15 protein-coding genes and 1 riboswitch are annotated in these 18,000 nt (G+C 44.9%); of the genes, 2 read left to right on the forward strand and 13 right to left on the reverse strand.

Annotation, left to right across the window (positions count from 1 at the left end; genetic code table 11):
* Window positions 1-33 precede the first annotated feature (33 nt).
* From spoT to gmk, 3 genes are all read right to left on the reverse strand, one after another.
* Complete coding sequence (spoT, locus tag ACED53_RS05390) at window positions 34-2,160, reverse strand: bifunctional GTP diphosphokinase/guanosine-3',5'-bis pyrophosphate 3'-pyrophosphohydrolase (protein ID WP_012603022.1); 2,127 nt, start codon at window positions 2,158-2,160, stop codon at window positions 34-36.
* A gap of 59 nt (window positions 2,161-2,219) precedes the next feature.
* Window positions 2,220-2,492 carry a DNA-directed RNA polymerase subunit omega gene (rpoZ, locus tag ACED53_RS05395; protein ID WP_009848003.1) on the reverse strand — a complete coding sequence of 91 codons (273 nt, stop codon included), beginning with the start codon at window positions 2,490-2,492 and terminating at the stop codon, window positions 2,220-2,222.
* A gap of 279 nt (window positions 2,493-2,771) precedes the next feature.
* Window positions 2,772-3,395 (reverse strand): guanylate kinase, encoded by a 624-nt coding sequence (gene gmk, locus ACED53_RS05400; protein ID WP_009848002.1) that lies wholly within the window; start codon window positions 3,393-3,395, stop codon window positions 2,772-2,774.
* Between the two features lie 324 nt (window positions 3,396-3,719).
* A riboswitch (purine riboswitch) is annotated at window positions 3,720-3,819 on the forward strand.
* 58 nt (window positions 3,820-3,877) lie between these two features.
* Here gmk and ACED53_RS05405 point away from each other — a divergent pair.
* Window positions 3,878-5,248 (forward strand): NCS2 family permease, encoded by a 1,371-nt coding sequence (locus ACED53_RS05405; RefSeq protein ID WP_009848001.1) that lies wholly within the window; start codon window positions 3,878-3,880, stop codon window positions 5,246-5,248.
* A gap of 141 nt (window positions 5,249-5,389) precedes the next feature.
* A complete protein-coding gene (locus ACED53_RS05410; RefSeq protein ID WP_009848000.1) occupies window positions 5,390-5,815 on the forward strand; it encodes a phosphate-starvation-inducible protein PsiE in 426 nt (141 codons plus the stop codon).
* Between the two features lie 89 nt (window positions 5,816-5,904).
* Here the strand turns inward: ACED53_RS05410 and ACED53_RS05415 are convergent, their stop codons facing one another.
* The 10 genes from ACED53_RS05415 to ACED53_RS05460 all read right to left on the reverse strand — a co-directional run bounded on the left by ACED53_RS05415 (window position 5,905) and on the right by ACED53_RS05460 (window position 17,876).
* The gene (locus tag ACED53_RS05415) at window positions 5,905-7,323 is read right to left on the reverse strand and encodes an alginate export family protein (protein WP_029225315.1); all 1,419 of its coding nucleotides are present in this window, start codon (window positions 7,321-7,323) and stop codon (window positions 5,905-5,907) included.
* A 121-nt stretch (window positions 7,324-7,444) separates the two neighbouring features.
* Entirely contained in the window at window positions 7,445-9,028 is a 1,584-nt protein-coding gene (locus ACED53_RS05420; protein WP_017099548.1) for a PTS transporter subunit EIIC, read from the reverse strand.
* A 9-nt stretch (window positions 9,029-9,037) separates the two neighbouring features.
* Window positions 9,038-10,468 (reverse strand): Sapep family Mn(2+)-dependent dipeptidase, encoded by a 1,431-nt coding sequence (locus ACED53_RS05425; protein WP_017099547.1) that lies wholly within the window; start codon window positions 10,466-10,468, stop codon window positions 9,038-9,040.
* 80 nt (window positions 10,469-10,548) lie between these two features.
* Complete coding sequence (gene rpiA, locus ACED53_RS05430) at window positions 10,549-11,262, reverse strand: ribose-5-phosphate isomerase RpiA (RefSeq protein ID WP_102579989.1); 714 nt, start codon at window positions 11,260-11,262, stop codon at window positions 10,549-10,551.
* Between the two features lies 1 nt (window position 11,263).
* Window positions 11,264-13,258, reverse strand: a complete 1,995-nt coding sequence (gene tkt / locus ACED53_RS05435; protein ID WP_102579990.1) for a transketolase — start codon at window positions 13,256-13,258, stop codon at window positions 11,264-11,266.
* A gap of 10 nt (window positions 13,259-13,268) precedes the next feature.
* On the reverse strand, window positions 13,269-14,222 hold the full coding sequence (gene tal, locus ACED53_RS05440) for a transaldolase (RefSeq protein ID WP_017099278.1): 954 nt from the start codon (window positions 14,220-14,222) through the stop codon (window positions 13,269-13,271).
* Window positions 14,219-14,962, reverse strand: coding sequence for an HAD family phosphatase (locus tag ACED53_RS05445; RefSeq protein WP_017099544.1), 744 nt, complete (start codon window positions 14,960-14,962; stop codon window positions 14,219-14,221). The genes tal and ACED53_RS05445 overlap by 4 nt, the downstream gene beginning before the upstream one ends.
* 52 nt (window positions 14,963-15,014) lie before the next feature.
* Complete coding sequence (locus tag ACED53_RS05450) at window positions 15,015-16,175, reverse strand: iron-containing alcohol dehydrogenase (RefSeq protein WP_017099543.1); 1,161 nt, start codon at window positions 16,173-16,175, stop codon at window positions 15,015-15,017.
* 117 nt (window positions 16,176-16,292) lie between these two features.
* Window positions 16,293-17,024, reverse strand: a complete 732-nt coding sequence (locus ACED53_RS05455) for a ribulose-phosphate 3-epimerase (RefSeq protein ID WP_012603032.1) — start codon at window positions 17,022-17,024, stop codon at window positions 16,293-16,295.
* A gap of 9 nt (window positions 17,025-17,033) precedes the next feature.
* Window positions 17,034-17,876, reverse strand: a complete 843-nt coding sequence (locus ACED53_RS05460; RefSeq protein ID WP_029225314.1) for an HAD family hydrolase — start codon at window positions 17,874-17,876, stop codon at window positions 17,034-17,036.
* Window positions 17,877-18,000: the final 124 nt, after the last annotated feature.

An 18,000-nucleotide genomic window follows, 5' to 3' on the forward strand; every position in this document is an offset into this window, starting at 1 on the left:
AATTCTTAGCAAAGTTGCCAATAAGTTCGAACGTTAGTTCTTGCGACGTCTTACTTTGAGCGCGTGTGGCATCACACGTAGCTTCTTCATAATACTCGCTAAATGAACACGATCTTTCGTGGTCAACAAGATAGTCACTGTGTACAAGCGTCCGTCACGTTCTTCGGTTGAGATACCGTGAATGTTCGAGCCTGTTTTCGAGATAACGTTAGTTAACTCAGCCAGTGCACCTTGATGGTTCTGCAATTCGACCTGGAGTTCAGCAGTGAACTCTTGGTTGTAATCGTCAGACCATTCAACCGCCATGTATTTATCCGGTTCTTTCTGGTAACCACGAACGTTTGGACACGTTTCTCGGTGTACCACAAGACCACGACCTGGAGATACATGAGCAATAATGTGATCATCTGGAATCGGGTGACAACAGTTAGCGAACGTCAGTAATAGGCCTTCAGCACCACGGATAGGTAATTTCTTCCTAGGTGTATCGCTGTTGTTTGCCACTTCAGTCAGTTCGTCAGCATCGCCCAATAAACGACGAGCAATAACGATACTCATCAGTTCACCAAGACCAATCGATGCTAGCAAGTCTTCAATGTTATCGAGACGTAGATCAGACAATACATGTTCGATATTCTCTTGACCGACATCGGCAATAGAGTGTTCACCAAGTGCATGGTTCAGTAGGCGACGGCCAAGGGTAATCGACTCTTCACGACGCATCGTTTTCAGGACCTGACGGATCTTCGTACGCGCACGTGAGGTCACTACGTAGTTGAGCCATGCTGCATTCGGACGTGCGCCCGGAGCACTGATGATCTCAATAGTTTGGCCATTCTTCAGCGATTTGCTGAGTGGGTAAGGGTTCATGTCTACACGAGCACCGACACACATGTTGCCGACGTCGGTATGTACCGCGTAAGCAAAATCGACTGCTGTTGCGCCTGCTGGAAGTTCGACAATGCGACCTTTCGGCGTGAATACGAAGATCTCATCTGGGAACAGATCAGATTTAACGTTTTCAATGAATTCGAATGAGTTACCTGCGCTTTGTTGCAGCTCAAGTAAGCTCTGCATCCAACGTTGTGCTTTAACCTGTGCGGTTGTCCCGTTGCTACTGCGTGAGCCATTGCCTTTGTAAGACCAGTGCGCCGCGACACCTTTATCTGCCATCTGCTCCATATCTTCAGTACGGATCTGGACCTCAACTGGCACCCCGTGAGGGCCGATCATTGACGTGTGCAGAGATTGGTAGCCGTTGGCTTTCGGTACCGCAATATAGTCTTTCATGCGGCCAGGACGAGGCTTGTACAGGCTGTGGGCCTGACCAAGTACGCGATAGCAAGTATCTGGTGTATCAACCACCACGCGGAAAGCGTAGATGTCCATAATGGTGTGGAAGCGCTGTTCTTTGGTTTTCATCTTGTTATAGATGGAGAACAGGTTCTTTTCACGACCAAGTACGCGAGCAGGTAAACCGACTTCTTCAAGGCGGCCTTCGATTTCGCTATGGATACGTTGGATCATCTCTTTACGGTTACCACGCGCAGCTTTCACTACGTTTTTCAGGACGCGATAACGGTTAGGATAAAGGGCTTCGAAGCCCAGCTCTTCTAGTTCTGTCTTGATGTTATGAATACCAAGACGATGAGCTAGCGGAGAATAAATCTCTAGGGTTTCACGAGCAATACGACGCTTCTTATCAGGACGAAGTGCCCCAAGCGTACGCATGTTGTGAGTACGGTCAGCTAATTTGATCAAGATAACGCGGATGTCTTGCACCATCGCGAGAACCATCTTACGGAAGTTCTCTGCTTGCGCTTCTTTGCGATCACGAAATTTAAGCTTATCCAGCTTAGATACACCATCAACCAGCTCAGCAACGGTATTGCCGAATTGAGCTTCTAGCTCCTCTTTTGTAACTTCAGTATCTTCAATTACATCGTGGAGTAAGGCTGCTTGCAGAGTTTCGATATCCAGACGCATTTCTGCCAGGATTCTTGAAACAGCTACAGGGTGGATAATGTATGGTTCACCCGTTGAACGGGTTTGCCCTTCATGGGCGTCTCTCGCTACCACATAAGATTGACGCAGAGCCTCAACTTGAGGCTCTGTTAGGTATTCTTGGGCAACGTCTTTGAGGCTATCGAATAGATACAAATTAAAGGCCCGGAAGGTTAATTAGTTCGAATGACGTTGATTCTATCAGCGAATATGAGCTATCGAGTGTGAGCGATGCTGCTTACTGCTGCAAGCTCAGCCGCTTCTTGCTCTTGTTGCTCTTGACGCTCACGAGCATCTAGTACGTCTTTAGTGATAAGACCTTCTTCGATTTCGCGAAGAGCGATAACCGTTGGCTTATCGTTTTCTTCAGGCACTAGTGAATCTTTGCCGCCAGTTTGCATTTGACGTGCGCGGCGAGCCGCAATAAGAACTAGGTCGAAACGGTTGCCAACTTTTTCAACAGCGTCTTGAACAGTTACGCGTGCCATGAGGACTCCAAATAGTAATTAACTAATAAATTTTTGATGACGAGAAAGTATACAAGTTTAACTAGAGACTTTCTAGTTCACCGTATACTTATCTCAATGGAAAATCCAGTTATACCAATCACAGTAAATAAGTGTTCAGAGATAGCGCCGAACAAAAGTTTGAGAACAAGGCAGAATTTTTCGATAAGTAGTGACCCTACAATCAAAAATTCTAACGACGTTATCAGGCTTTTTCACAAGCTAGAATGACCAGTTGTTTACTACGATTGGTATCAGAGATTATTCCGCTAGTAGTGCTGTAAGCATGCCGCTGTATTTCGCTGCTTGCTTATCTTCTTTTAAGCGCTCCGCACGAATGATAGCTCTGAAGTCCATTAGGGCTGCATCAAAGTCATCATTCACGATCACATAATCATATTCTGCATAGTGAGAAATTTCTGATTTTGCTTCGCTCATGCGTTTTGCAATAACTTCGTCGCTGTCTTGGCCGCGAACATTTAAACGACGCTCTAGCTCACCATTTGATGGTGGAAGAATGAAGACACTCTTCGCTTGAGGCATTTGTTCACGGATTTGACGAGCACCTTGCCAGTCGATATCTAGGAATACATCGATACCGCGGTCTAGGTTTTCTTCAATCCAAACGCGTGAAGTACCGTAGTAGTTGCCGAAAACTTCAGCGTACTCTAGGAATTCACCTTTATTAATAAGGTCTTCAAAATGATGCTTCTCTACGAAGTGGTAGTGAACACCATTTTCTTCACCAGGGCGCATACCGCGAGTGGTGTGTGAAACAGATACCTTCATTGCGTAGGTTGGATTGGTTTCTAGCATTGCTGAGATCAAGCTCGACTTACCTGCGCCACTAGGTGCAGATACGATGTAAAGAGTACCTTTGCCCATCTGTATATTTCCACTGTTGGTTGGATTGAGTGAGGGCGATAAACCGACACTATAAAAGATAGCACTGACTCTAATTTTTGTTCCGATGGTTGCATCTAAAAAGGGATAACAAGTAAAACTAATAGAGACAACTGGTGAAAATTAGGTCAGAAAAATGGAGGCGAAGAGTAGCATATTTAGATGATTGAGAACAACTGGCTTGATCGTTATTTATTCTCAAATGATCCTTTGTCTGATCTTCCTATAAATGTAATGACTGATCATGTTCAGTTTTTTATGTGATCTGAACAAAATTTGTTGAAGTTTTAATCTCAATCCTTACAATCCGCGCAAACGATTAAATGCTGTATATGTTTGATGAAATGGATCAAATGTTTCTACTACCGAGCCTACCTTGGTGACTACAGTTTTTAGTGTAGAGATCCCTCTATTCTCACAGCATTTGAATCTCAAATTTCTTAATTTAATACATAGGTTTTGTTGTGAATACCGACTCCACCCTGAAAGCCCAGAAGACATCTGGCTCACTTGACACCATGTTCAAACTCTCAGAGAGAAAGACCACGATCAGCACTGAGCTATACGCAGGTTTTATTACCTTCTTAGCGATGAGTTATATCTTGGCGGTTAATCCAGCAATTTTGGGTGGCATTCCGGGAATGGACAAAGGTGCAGTCTTTACGGCGACCGCTCTTTCTGCTGCTATTGCAACGCTTATCATGGGCATTTGGGGTAACTATCCAGTCATGCTAGCACCTGGCATGAGCATGAATGGCTTCTTCAAAGGTTTATTGTTAAGTGGTTCAGTGGCGGTACTTTGGAATGAAGCATTATTTGGCATCTTCCTATCGGGTATTCTTTATCTTGCCTTCTCATTGACTAATATCCGTAAGTCGATGATTGAATCGATTCCTGAAGATTTGAAGCTGGCGATTACTGTGTCTCTCGGCTTGTTCATTGCTTTCTTAGGCCTTAAGAATGCGGGTATCATCGTTTCTAACCCGTTCGTACTGGTTGGTTTAGGTGACATTTCCGATCCAAAAGTGATCATCGCTTATGTGAGCATCTTCATCGCATTGGGCTGTATGGTTCGTGATATTAAGTTGGCCACGTTTATCTCGTTTGTTTCAGCTATCGTACTGACCATTCTTGCTGATGTATTCATGGGCACATCAAACGCCCCAATCCCTGACCAATTCGTTTCAATGCCACCAAGTATGGCAGGCAGCTTTGGCGCTATCTTTGACTTCTCAGCTTTTACGCCTGAGAAAATGTTCGATTTGTTGTTCATCGTACTTATCTTCTTGATTGTCGATTTCTTCGATGGATTGAGCACGATTGTGGGTGTTGGCCGTGATGCAGGTATCATCGACAAAGACGGTAAAGTGCCGAATGCAAAATCGGCGCTAGTGGCTGATGCGGGCGGTACTGTGATTGGTTCAATTCTAGGTACCACATCGATTACTGCTTTCTCTGAATCGGGTATTGCCTCTTCTCAAGGTGCGAAAACAGGTTTAGCGGCAGTCATGGTGGCTGGCTTATTCCTAGTGTCTCTATTCCTATACCCAATCTTCTCTATTTTCTCAGCGGCAATGGTCGCGCCTGCGATGGTTGTGGTAGGCATCTACATGGTGGGTCGTCTTGGTCAGATTAACTGGGAAAAGAAAGAGTCACGTATTGCAGCTTTCTTCACCATCATGTTCACTGTACTGAGCTTCTCACCAGCGAACGGTATGGCGATGGGTTTCATCAGCTACGCATTCACAATGGTTGTTGCAGGTAAGCGCAAAGAAGTGCACCCATTGATCTACGGGCTATGTGTGGTGTTCTTAACGTACCTGATTCTGTTGTAAGGCTAATTAGTCACTAGAAGTCGCTAAGTAAAAGACAAACAAATGGCTCTGCAGTGAATGTGGGGCAATTTTTGTATTCGTCGCTTCTCTAGAGCGCATGCTAATGTAGAGACTGGATTAATTATTTTTTTAAGAGTGACTATGCCTTCTCACTTACCTAAATCTTTTAGTAAGCCGTTTTTAAAAGTATTTCACATTATGGAAGCGGTATTGCTGGTGGCGATCACGCTCGCGACCTTGTTTGCGATGGTCGAAGAGTTCATGCATGTTTTTGCTGAACGTCGAGTGCAATTGACCGATATTCTACTGATGTTCATCTATTTAGAAGTGTTGGCGATGGTTCAGCAGTTTGTGATGAACGGTAAGATTCCGGTTCGGTATCCGATTTACATCGCGATGATGGCGATTGCTCGCTACATCACTTTAGGCATGAAAGAGTTAGATGCAGTGCTGATCGTTTGGTTGTCTGTTGCAGCGTTTATCTTAGCAGCAGCAACACTTTTGATTCGAGTCGGGCACCATTACTGGCCATATGTGGATCTTCGAACCAAGCAGCCGGATGAGTAATTCAATTAACTGAAATATGATGATCTAAAAAATTCGCCCAGCACAGCTGGGCGAATTCATTTAGTAACATACTAACCTGATAAGCAGTGTTAGAAGTTATAGATCAGTGCGATTTCAACACGGGAAATGTCATCACTGCTACTGCCGACTACGTCACGTGTGTAGTCGCTATCTAATGCGTAGTACATATTTAACTCAGACTTTAAGTTGCCTGTGATGTAATTATGGAATTGCAGATAGAACTGGGTGTAAGCGTATTTTTCGTCAGACTCTGCACCAAATAATACATCTTGGTTGAGTGTGTAGATTGCATCATCTGTGTTGGCACGCCATGTCGACATAAAGCCAGCGATGATGGATTGTTTCGGCTGATACTCAATCACAGTGTAAGAACCGACCTGCATTGCGTTGCCGTAAGCGCCGTCATGCGCGAAACCCAGTGGGTCACCTGTCCACAAAGGGTTAAACGTGTTCACTTTGTCGCTGTCTTTATCTGAACCTGATGCATAATGTAGGTTCAGACCTAAGCGATAGTTCCAGTCTGCTTTCCAGTTGTAGTTCAAATCGGCATAAGCCATGTAGGCTGAGATATCTTTACCTGCATGATCACCAAATTGGTAAACACCGTCGAGCATGTAACCAAACCCTTCACTCACAAAGTCATGGGCATGTAAGCCTAAAACTTGAATGTCGACGTCACCGTCTGGTGCATTAACAAAGCTTTCATTGGTGAGTTTATTACTCATTATGTAGGCTTGCATTGCCCCTAAGTCAGTTCTCCAATTAGCGAATAAGCCGGTCGATTTTTTGCCATTGGTTTTATCATCCCAGTTACCACCGAAGCTGCCATCTTTGTAGAGAGGGAATACTTCCTCGCCGTAGTATGCGTCAAAATTGATGCCTGCTACGCTGTATTTTGCGCTGGCTGCATTCCAACTTGATTGAACTGGCGTTGGTTCACGGTTCATCATTTGCCATTCATTTAAGTATATTTCTTGGCGACCAAGGCGGGTACTTAGGTATTGCTCACCGTCATCGAGTAATTTGAATTCGGTAAACAACTGGTGGAAGTCAGTACCGGCATCGTCTACTGGACCCGGACTATCGAGGTTAGTGTAGTTGGTTCGAATTTCACCAAATACACGCATCCAGTCTTGGTAAGTCACATCGGTGGAGAATTGCATGCGAGTACGCAGTTCATTTTTCTTGCGGTTTTCTCCGTCGTACATGTGATTCCAACGGTTATCGACTGCGGCTTTTACATTACCGCTAAATGAGACTTTCCAGTCACCACTGTCATCAATATCCAAGCGTTTGAGTTTTTCTGAAAAGCTTTTTTGACTTTCGTCTAGACCATCGACATAGCTCCAGTCCTCATTGGCTCTATCTCCCCAGAAGACGATCGGGTTGCGCTCAGACCAGCTTGATGTTGTATTTTCGTTTGCGTGTAGGACGCCAGAAACACAAAGAGCAAGTAAAGTAACTGCATGTTTTGTCATTGCTTTCATTTTTATATTTCCCATATTTCAGGTGCACGAATCCCTTCCTGTGACTTGTAGTCACAGGAGGAATTGTCAGTTATTGGTTTCTATAGATTCGTAACAGTAGGGTTACGGAAGTTGCGCTTAGCTAAGAGTCGACACCAAGGGCTTCTTTGATACCAGAGGCAATCGTAATAACGTTGGCTCCATATATCACTTGAATGCCTTTATTCATTCTGACGACACCAATTGCGTTGAGCTGTTGTTTCCAAACTTTATCGCTTGCCGTTAGTGATTCGTCATGCAGCGAAACACGCAGTCGAGTTGCACAGTTTGTCACGTTCTCAATGTTGTCAGCTCCACCCAGCGCCTTAATGATTTCAACAGGCAGTCCTTTTGAGGTCTGATCCTTTTTCTTTTTAAAGTCTTCTTTTGAATACAGGGCGATATCACCATCTTCTTCTTCGCGACCTGGAGTTTTTGAATCAAACTTTAGGATGAAGAACTTGAATGTGTAGAAGTAAATCGCGAAGTATAGTGGGATAATCCACAATAGAGCCCAAGCATGAACCTTTTCAGGTTGTAGTAGGTTAGGCACCATAAATAGCAGCTGATTTCCGTGAATTGAAACACCCATCATTTCGGTGATCACATAAGCAAGACCATTTAGCGGAACATGTACTGCAAAGAATAGGAATGGTTGGACGAATAGGAAGGTATATTCTAGTGGCTCGGTAATACCGATAACAGCAGCCGTAAATACTGCAGGCACCATGATAGCGGCTACCTTTTTACGATTGGCTGTTTTTGCTGTTACGTACATTGCATAAGCAGCACCCGTTAGGCCACCAATTTGGATTGGAATACGGCCACTGGTAAAGTTATGTGTAATGTAGCTCGTCGCCTCTGGTGAACTCATTTGGCCATTCATGATGTTACGAACACCTTCGTAAACAACACCATCAATCTCCATTACGCCACCAACACGAGTGTATTCAATAGGGAAGGCGATAAGGTGATGTAAGCCAAATGGCAATAAGCCTTTGTCAAATACGCCAAATAGGAAAGAGCCCAAAATACCTGAGCTAGTAATCAAGGTAGTGATGGACTGCAGTGCCCCAGCGATCGGTGGCCAAGCGTAGTAAACAAACAGCGCGATAGGCATGATAGCGAAGTAAGCAAAAATCACTACGGCACGAGGGCCTGAGAAGAAGCTCAAGAGTGCAGGCATTTCGAATTTGTAGTAACGGTTGTGGATCCAAGCCGTAATACAACCAACAAGAATACCGCTAAAGATCCCCATGTTGTAAGCGAAGATACCTAAAGACTCACCCCATAAAGAGTTGAAGTTTTGCGCTGCTACTTTGTCGTAGCCAGCATCATTCATTAATGACGCAACGCTTGTAGTTTCTTGAGTCCATCCGTGAAATGCAGCGATCGATCCGATAGCGACGTTGAAACACATGAACATGGTAAAGCCAGTGAAGGCTGCCCAACCTTTTTCAGATTTCGCCAGCGCGAACGCTAGACCAATCGCAAAGAAAGGCGGTAGATTGCGCATGACCATCAAGCCAAGATCTAACATCAGCTTAAAGAATGCCCAAATAACAGAGTCGGTAGCAGACATTTGGTTTACAACACCAGCGCCCACACCAATAAATATACCTGCGATAACCAGTACGATGATGGATACCATCATACCTCCAGAAAGTGCTTGAACCTTATCTCTCATAATTTACTCCTAAAGTGATATGAGAACTTTCACGTATATTGTTATTGCTCTTTTTAATGACTCGAGGCTGAGCCTTTCATTAGGCTCATGGACACGAGTCACATCACCAGGAAAAGTAGGTCCGAATGCCACACCATTGTTTAGCGCGCGCGCGTAAGAAGCCGCACCTTTACTAAAGCACTGAGCGTCCATTTTGGTAACTTCGGAATAAGCTTTTCCCATTGCTTGGATAAGTTCACTTTCGGGTGAGAGGTAAGATAGAGGTAAGTACTGGTGTTCAATCAATCTCACTCCGTATTGTTGGGATACATACTGGAGTTGGGTACGAGCTTGATCGATAGTCAGTCCTTTAGGAAACCGAAAATCAAAATCCAAGTTGTAGCCATGTTGATTCAAATTGATGGAGGAGACACAGCATGTAGTCGACCCCATTTCATTATCTTGGTGTGCTAGCCCTAATTTCGAAGCATCATTGGAATCACTAAAACACGCGTCTAGTAAATCAATTAAATTTCGAGAGTTAGTGTCTAGCCCTTCAACATGTCGCATGTGACGAACAAACTGATCCATACAGTTATCGACTTTATGCGGGTTGCGAGATTTCTCCCACGGCGTTGACAATTCAACGCAGTACAACTCCTTTTGTTGGTGGTTGTCACTTTGTGCCACATTGGCAAGAGTGACCGTTGCTGAAGTTTCAAATATTGCTGCTACTTCAGCCGCTTTTTCTCCTGTCAGATAAATCGATAATTGATAGCAGGTGGATGTTCTGTCACGCTCACTTTCAATGCTTACGATCTGACAAGTTCCTAGGCCATTGTGAGTTGGGAATTCTCGTTGTAATGACGCATATAGGATGCCTTTTTCTCCATTAACGATTGGGAAGTCGCCATCTGGAGAGAAACCATAATCCGGTTGAGGGTTATGATTAAAATAATGCTCTACACATTCCCAAGTTGTCTCTTCTGCGCCGCCGATGATCACTCTTATTTTTTTGTCGAGTGTTACATCAAGCGCTTTAAACATCTTGAGAATATACAGACTGGCCATTAACGGGCCTTTGTTGTCGGTAACGCCTCGCCCCAATAAGTCATCACCTTGTTGGTGCATCTCAAATGCAGGGGTTAACCATGAGTCCAAATTACCGGCTTCTACCACATCTACATGATGCAATATGCCGATTTCTTGTAAGCCTTCGCCAAAGCTGATGTCCAAGGCATAACCATCATGATCACGGACTTCAAACCCTTCTCGTTTCGCCCAGTTAATGAGAAAGTCGAATGCGTTTCTAATCGGTAAACCAAAAGGAGCATTGGGTGAACAGCTGCTGATATCTCGTACAGACGGAATAGCAATTAGCTCAGATAGATCACGCGTAAACGTTTCAATATTTGAATCAAAATAGCGCAGTGTTTGAGCTGAAAAATTGCTTTCCGTCATGTTTTATTCCTAAATTATCCTTACTGACATGCTTGTAAATAGACTTGCAAGCGAGGTCTCATTTTGATTATAAATCCCAGCTATTGAACGTGTTGCTTTGATAATAAATACGTACCTTCTGCATTCGAAAAAGCCATGAAATCGGCCGTTCTTTGCGCGAAAATACCGTTCTCGACGACGCCAGGAATAGCGTTAATTTGGAGTTCTAATCGCTTTGGTTCAGCGATGTCCAAATGAGCAACATCGAGAATGATATTGCCGTTATCAGTGGTGCAGTCTTGGCGCAACGTCGGGTGTCCACCAAGGCTTTGTAAGGCATTAAACACAGTGGTTTGTGCGGCAGGTAAAACCTCTACAGGGAGTGGGAACTTTCCGAGTTGAGTGACCAATCGACCGCTATCTGCGATGGTGATGAAGCTTAGAGCAAGCGTCGCGAGTACTTTTTCACGAGCCAGTGCTGCACCACCACCTTTCACGGTCATGCCGGTTGTAAGACCTTCATCAATGCCATCAATGTAGAAATCAACACGGCCACATTCAGATATGGATATCTCATTCAGGCCTGCAGAGGATAAAGCTCGACTTGAGCGAACCGAACTGGATACGCAATGAGCAAACTCAGCGCCACTTTCTTTCAATAGTTGAATGAAAACTTCAACTGTTGCACCAGTGCCGATACCAATCACGCTAGAAGGTGTTAGCGTTTTTAGGACTTGCTCTAAGGCTACTTTTGCAGCCTTAGTTCGCAGGCAGTCTTGGCTTTGGTTTTCAATAAAGCGTTGTGCCATGCTCATATTACTTCTCCAGAACCGATAGGGATTTTTCAACGATATTTTCAACCGTAAATCCAAACATTTCGAAGAGTTGTTCTGCTGGTGCTGATTCACCAAAGCTTGTCATTCCCACAATGTCGCCGTGTAGCCCGACATACTTGAACCAGTAGTCACGGATACCAGCCTCTATGGCAACTCGTGCTGTAACATGGCTTGGTAAAACCTGTTCCTTGTATTCCGCGCTTTGTGCGTCAAAAATATCGGTGGCCGGCATTGAAACTACGCGGCAGCGAACATGGCTGAGTTGTGCTTTGGCTTCCATGGCGAGTGCTACTTCAGAGCCCGTAGCGATTAGAATCAGCTGTGGGTCACCGTCACAGTCAGAAAGGATGTATCCACCTTTCGCTACATTGGAAAGCGTGTCTTGATCTCGTTCGAATTGAACAAGGTTCTGGCGAGAGAAAATCAATGACGTTGGGCCATCAAAACGTTCGATAGCAGACTTCCAAGCCACCGCGGTTTCTACTTGGTCGCAAGGACGCCAAGTGCTCATGTTTGGGGTAAGTCGAAGCGATGCGATTTGTTCAACCGGTTGGTGTGTCGGACCATCTTCCCCCAAACCGATAGAGTCATGGGTATAAACGAAGATACTGCGTTGCTTCATTAGTGCTGCCATACGAAGCGCGTTACGAGCGTACTCCATGAACATCAAGAACGTACCGCCGTATGGGATAAAGCCACCATGCAACGCCACGCCATTCATCATTGCAGACATCGCAAATTCACGAACGCCGTAACTCAAGTAGTTTCCTGACGCATCTTGAGCGGTAATTGCTTTTGAGCCTGACCAGTTAGTTAAGTTTGAAGGGGTTAAATCAGCAGAACCTCCCAAAAACTCTGGCAGTAATGGTCCGAATGCTTCAATAGTATTTTGTGATGCTTTGCGAGTCGCGATGGTTTGTGGATTCGCTTGCAAAGTCTGGATTAGGTCTTGAGTGTGCTGATCCCAATTTTCAGGTAATAGGTTCTGGCTACGACGCAAAAACTCAGCGGCTAATTCTGGGTGCGTCTCTTGATAAGCATTGAAACGTGTTTGCCAATCATCTTCATTGCTTTGTCCTTTCTCTTTCCCATCCCATGCTTGGTATACATCTTGAGGAATTTCAAATTCAGGATGGTCCCAGCCGAGGTTGAGTCGAACCAATGCGACTTCATCAGCACCTAACGGAGCACCATGACAGTCATGACTGGCTGACTTGTTTGGTGAGCCAAAACCAATCACGGTTTTGCAGCAAATTAAGGTTGGTTTATCTGTTACGGCTTTAGCTTCAGTAATCGCTTTGTGAATATCATCAGCGTTATGACCATCAACATCAGCAATTACATGCCAACCGTAGGCTTCAAAACGTTTTGGTGTGTCATCAGAGAACCAGCCGTCGACTTCGCCATCAATCGAAATGCCATTGTCATCCCAAAAAGCGACCAGTTTCCCTAGTCCAAGCGTACCGGCAAGTGAACATGCTTCATGAGAAATACCTTCCATCATGCAGCGGTCACCCATGAACACGTAGGTGTGGTGATCAACAATATCGTGGTCTTCACGGTTGAACTGTTCACCCAGAACCTTTTCAGCCAAAGCCATGCCGACACCGTTGGTGATGCCTTGTCCTAATGGGCCGGTAGTGGTTTCAATACCTGGAGCGTAACCGTATTCAGGGTGACCTGCGGTTTTACTGTGTAATTGACGGAAAGATTTGATGTCATCCATTGATAGCTCGTAACCAGATAGGTGTAACAAGCTATAGATAAGCATTGAGCCATGGCCATTCGACAAGATAAAACGGTCGCGGTCGGCCCAGTTAGGGTTGCTCGGGTTGTGTTTTAGAAAATCACGCCATAGAACTTCAGCGATATCGGCCATGCCCATCGGTGCTCCGGGGTGGCCCGAGCCTGCTTTTTGTACAGCGTCCATGCTTAGAACGCGAATAGCGTCGGCTAATTTAGTTCGTGTAATCATTATGCTTCTCCTACAGGCGTGCTTCGATCATGGTTTCTAACTTGCCTTGATCGACGGCAAAGTTACGGATGCCTTCGGCGAGCTTTTCTGTTGCCATCGGGTCTTGGTTCATCTCCCAGCGGAACTGTGCTTCAGTCATGGCTGTTGGTGTCTCTTTGATGGTGTCACGGTCGGCAAAGAGTAGGCGCTCAACAGAGCCTTCTTGTGCTGCAAGTTGGTCTAAAATTGCAGGGCCTATGGTCAAGCGGTCACAGCCCGCTAATGCTAGGACTTCATCGGCATTGCGGAAGCTCGCGCCCATCACAACCGTGTTGTAGCCATGATCTTTGTAGTAGTTGTAAATTTCAGAGACTGAAACGACACCAGGATCTTCATGAGGAAGGTACTCTTTTTTATCGGTATTGGTTTTGTACCAATCTAGGATACGACCGACAAAAGGTGAGATTAAGAATACACCGGCTTCTGCACAGGCTTTGGCTTGTGCAAAGTTGAACAGCAGCGTTAGGTTGCAATTGATGCCTTCTTTCTCTAGTTCTTGAGCTGCTCGAATGCCTTCCCAAGTTGACGCTAACTTAATTAGGATTCGGTCGTTACTGATGCCAGCTTCGTTATACATGCCGATAAGCTTACGAGCTTTTGCCAAGCTTGCGACTCTGTCGAATGACATACGAGCGTCGACTTCTGTTGAGATGCGCCCCGGTACCGTTTTTAGAATTTCTAAACCAATGTTGACCGCCAGTTTGTCTCCAGCGTCGATCAACTGTTGTGATTTGTCGTTGCTTTGTGCTTTTGCCCAAGTGATCGCATCGGCGATTAAGTGATCGTATTGCGGCATTTCTGCGGCTTTTAGTACTAGAGATGGGTTAGTTGTGGCGTCTTCAGGTTGAAATGCAGCAATAGCATCAATATCACCTGTGTCGGCAACGACAGTGGTGTGCTTTTTCAGTTGTTCTAATTTATTCATCGTTCATTCTCGGTAAGTTGGTTTATCAATTGCAGTAGCGTTTGATCATTCATCGAACTCAGCACCACGTTGGCTAGCGAGACATCGAGGTGACGAGTGAGCAAATTGGTTACTGCAACTGTTGGTATTCCTGCCGATCGAGCCGCCATAATTCCAGGAGGGGAATCTTCGAAAGCGATGGCTTGATGGGCAGATACACCGAGTTGTTCTAATGCCGCTAAATACACATCGGGATGTGGTTTCCGTCTATCCGAGGCAATGTCTTCTGCTCCGATAAAGCAGTCGAAATAGTGTGTAAGGTTCAAACGATTCAGAATTGGCATGTAATGATCAGCCTCTGAGCTGGTGGCCAGTGCAATGCTCAATGAGTGTGATTTAGCAAAGTCTAGATACTGACGGACACCTTCTCGTTCTGTTATTGAAGCAATTAATTGGTAGGCATGAGCGATCACTCGATCGCGAATTTGTGAATCGGACAGCTTTTGATTCGACGCTTTGTTGAATAGTTGATAAAGGTAGGCTGCTGGCGCTGAGCTCCCAACTAGGCCAGCAACCTGGAGTGGCGAAACTTCAACGCCGTATGGTTTTAACAAAGCTTCCCAAGCTTTGAACATACAGGTTTCGGTATCGACGAGAAGGCCATCGAAGTCAAAGACCAACGCCTTTAGGTTACTGGCAATGAATTCCTCTCTTTCCAATTTCAAAGCTGTATGACCTAAAGTGTTGTTCTTGCATTCCATGTTTCAATCTCCATTTCTTTAGTTATGACAAACGTGAATTTGTGACTGTCGCTTATTCAACCAAACTGGCCTGCAATACTTTTTTCATTTCTTCACCACTGGTTAGTGGTAGATCAAAGCAAAAAGCCGGCTCCAACTTTTGAACATCTTCTTTGGTGACACCTACTTGAGTTAAGTTCGATTCAAGACCGATACGTTCAAGGAATTTCACAAGAGCAGCCGCTAATGATTGAGCTTTTTCTTCGGTACTTCCCACAGCACCAAATAACTCAGCCACTTGAGCAAATCTCTCTGGTTGCTTGCGCCATTGAAGTTGTACATAAGCTGGATAAACCACTGCGAGTGTTAACCCATGTGGTAGGTTTGTTTTGCTACTACCTAAGATTTCGCCTAAAGGGTGTGGTGCCCCCGCACCGCCATTAGCTAGCGAGATCCCGCCAAGTGTGTCTGCTTTCGCGAGTTGGCAGCGGCCATGTAAATCTGCGCCGTTGTCGACAACAATCGGTAGGTGATCAATGACAAGCTTCATTGCTTCTAACGCCATACCATCAACAAATGGAGATGGTCGAGTACCCGTAAATGATTCAAACGCATGTGAAAAAGCATCAAATCCTGTCATAGCTGTCATACGTGGAGGCAGTGTCAGCATGAGCTCTGGATCGATTAACGCTTCACAAGGGAAAAATTCAGGGTGAAACAGTGTTAGCTTTGCATGTTGCTCAAGGTCGGTAATCACTGCCGCTTGCGTCACTTGAGAGCCAGTTCCCGATGTTGTAGGTACAGCGATCAAAGGTACGACTTTCGCGGGTAGTGGGTTGACGTCCCCAAACGGTGAATCATAAGTGGCAAACCAATGGGCCCAATCTAGAGACTCTGCATTGATCGTTGCCGAAATGATTTTTGCTGTATCAATCGATGAACCACCACCAATGGCCAAAACCACATCACAGTTATTTCCGATGGCCACTTGGCGGCCAAGTTCAACGACGGTTGTAGGCGGATTCGGTACGACACCATCAAAATGAGTCACTTCAATTCCTTGCTCTGAAAGCAAAGTAAAAATGCGGTCATAGGCTGGCTTTACTGCATCAAAAATAGGTTCGGATACTACTAGGCAACGTGTGCCATATTGAGCGATAAGCTGACCTATTTTCTGAATCTCACCCGCACCAAAGGTTAGCTTGGTCGGTTGATAGTGTTGAAACTGTGTCATGGTTTAATCCTTGGTAGTGGTGCCAAACCCGAGCATAGAGGGGGGGGTAGGTTTAGCACCGTTATTTCTAGATTGCTGTGGCGCATCGATTCGATAGAAACTGCGCTAGGCAATTACTTAAACGGTTTCGACTTCTTTTGTGTCTGCCGCTGCTTTATCTTCCAGTTGGTCGATTGCAGCGCGGAAGTCACGAACGCCTGCTGTGATGCCGTCTTTGTGGCCAAAGATATTTGTCGATGCAACCATCACATCAATATCTTCATTAAGCAGTTCTTCGATGTTGTGGTTACGGATACCGCCATCTACACATAGCTCACAGTTAGGGTTGCGTTCGTTGATGAGTTCACGTGCTTCGCGGATCATTGCAATCGCAGATTTGCGCCATAACCATTCATCATCGCCATCAGTAATGCCGTGAATAACAATGTGTAAACGGTCTAGGTAGTAGATAGATTCTTTAACAAATGACACTGGCGTTAATGCACCAACGGTTAAACCAAATTTCATTCCGTGGTTTTGACAGTACTTAATGATGTAACACAGAGGAGCACCGATAAAATGCTCAGCTGGTAGAATCAGCATGTCTGCACCAGCAGCAGCGATTTTATCGATAAATAATTTGTCGCAATCTTTGAAGTAAGCGTGAACTTCAATTGGCTTTTCAGTGTAAGGACGAATGCCTTCAACAATTTGATGCCCCCCCATCAATTGCAGGTTTTTCAGGTCATGCATATCTGCTGCATCACAGTGGATGTAATCGGCACCAGCATCAGATACTTCTTTCACTACGTCTGCAATGTGGCCGTAATCTACGTGTGCTAATCCTGCGGCAATTTTTACTTTTTTCATGATTTATCCTTAGTAACTAAAAGTGTTTTGGCATGTGTGTTGGCCTTCTTGCACTATCAAGCGAAGGTACTGGCCAATTCCACAGCCGTTGTTATTGGTAACAATTAGATTAGCCATGCCTTTTAAAGCAGGGCTGGCATTAGCCATTGCGACAGGTTCTCCGACAAGTCGGAACATAGAGGCATCGTTGTCCCCATCCCCAAAAGCAATGGTGTTATGAGATGAAATTCTTTGGTCATTTAGCCACTGCTGAAGAGCGTGGCCTTTGGTGGCTGCTTTAGACGTAATGTCCAATTTATTCGGTGTTGATAAGTCAGCTTGGAAGTGCGTTTTTAAGGAATCTCGTAACTGGTTTAGAGATTCTTTGTCTTGGCTAGACACTAATACTTTGTATACATCGCCACTGCGAGCGATGAGTTCGGTCAGCGTTGGGATAACCTGCAGCTCCATTGCGGCATTAATAACCTCAGCCTTTTTTTCTAAACCCTTTGTATGAGTTGATTCTTTTTGAGCAAAGATGCCTTTACTTGAATAGATGGTGAAGGCGAAATGTCCATCATTCAGTAAGCTCAACAGACCCGTTAGTGATTCATGACTAATTGTGTGCTGATGTTGAACACGTTGTGTTTTAGGGTCATAAATATAGGCACCATTGCAGCAGATGATTGGTAGCGATAATTGAAGCTGGTCAACATATGGCATCATCAGCTGGTGCGGTCTACCACTCGCCAAGCTCACCTGATATCCATTATTAACGGCAAGACAAATCGCTTGTTTGTTAGTCACGCAGATCTGCTCAGCATCACTTAACAGTGTTCCATCTAAATCAATCATTACTGCTTGGTATTTCATTTTACTCTCCAGTGACTTCTCATGACGCAAAGTGACTATAAGTGGTCAAATGCGGTCACGTAAAGTCATTTTTGATTTATTATGAGCGGAATAATGGTTTCGATCACACATTATGAGTCAAATT

Origin of the sequence: Vibrio sp. 1F169 (assembly GCF_041439605.1) — a bacterium.
In the GTDB taxonomy this organism is placed as follows: Bacteria; Pseudomonadota; Gammaproteobacteria; order Enterobacterales; family Vibrionaceae; genus Vibrio; species Vibrio tasmaniensis_A.

Excerpts from the sequence above, each read along its gene's own strand:
- ACED53_RS05415 (WP_029225315.1), bottom strand. The coding sequence starts at position 7,323 with ATGAAAGCAATGACAAAACATGCAGTTACTTTACTTGCTCTTTGTGTT.
- ACED53_RS05460 (WP_029225314.1), bottom strand. The coding sequence starts at position 17,876 with ATGAAATACCAAGCAGTAATGATTGATTTAGATGGAACACTGTTAAGT.
- ACED53_RS05455 (WP_012603032.1), bottom strand. The coding sequence starts at position 17,024 with ATGAAAAAAGTAAAAATTGCCGCAGGATTAGCACACGTAGATTACGGC.
- ACED53_RS05410 (WP_009848000.1), top strand. The coding sequence starts at position 5,390 with ATGCCTTCTCACTTACCTAAATCTTTTAGTAAGCCGTTTTTAAAAGTA.
- tkt (WP_102579990.1), bottom strand. The coding sequence starts at position 13,258 with ATGATTACACGAACTAAATTAGCCGACGCTATTCGCGTTCTAAGCATG.
- ACED53_RS05420 (WP_017099548.1), bottom strand. The coding sequence starts at position 9,028 with ATGAGAGATAAGGTTCAAGCACTTTCTGGAGGTATGATGGTATCCATC.
- ACED53_RS05445 (WP_017099544.1), bottom strand. The coding sequence starts at position 14,962 with ATGGAATGCAAGAACAACACTTTAGGTCATACAGCTTTGAAATTGGAA.
- ACED53_RS05450 (WP_017099543.1), bottom strand. The coding sequence starts at position 16,175 with ATGACACAGTTTCAACACTATCAACCGACCAAGCTAACCTTTGGTGCG.
- rpiA (WP_102579989.1), bottom strand. The coding sequence starts at position 11,262 with ATGAGCATGGCACAACGCTTTATTGAAAACCAAAGCCAAGACTGCCTG.
- ACED53_RS05425 (WP_017099547.1), bottom strand. The coding sequence starts at position 10,468 with ATGACGGAAAGCAATTTTTCAGCTCAAACACTGCGCTATTTTGATTCA.
- tal (WP_017099278.1), bottom strand. The coding sequence starts at position 14,222 with ATGAATAAATTAGAACAACTGAAAAAGCACACCACTGTCGTTGCCGAC.
- gmk (WP_009848002.1), bottom strand. The coding sequence starts at position 3,395 with ATGGGCAAAGGTACTCTTTACATCGTATCTGCACCTAGTGGCGCAGGT.
- rpoZ (WP_009848003.1), bottom strand. The coding sequence starts at position 2,492 with ATGGCACGCGTAACTGTTCAAGACGCTGTTGAAAAAGTTGGCAACCGT.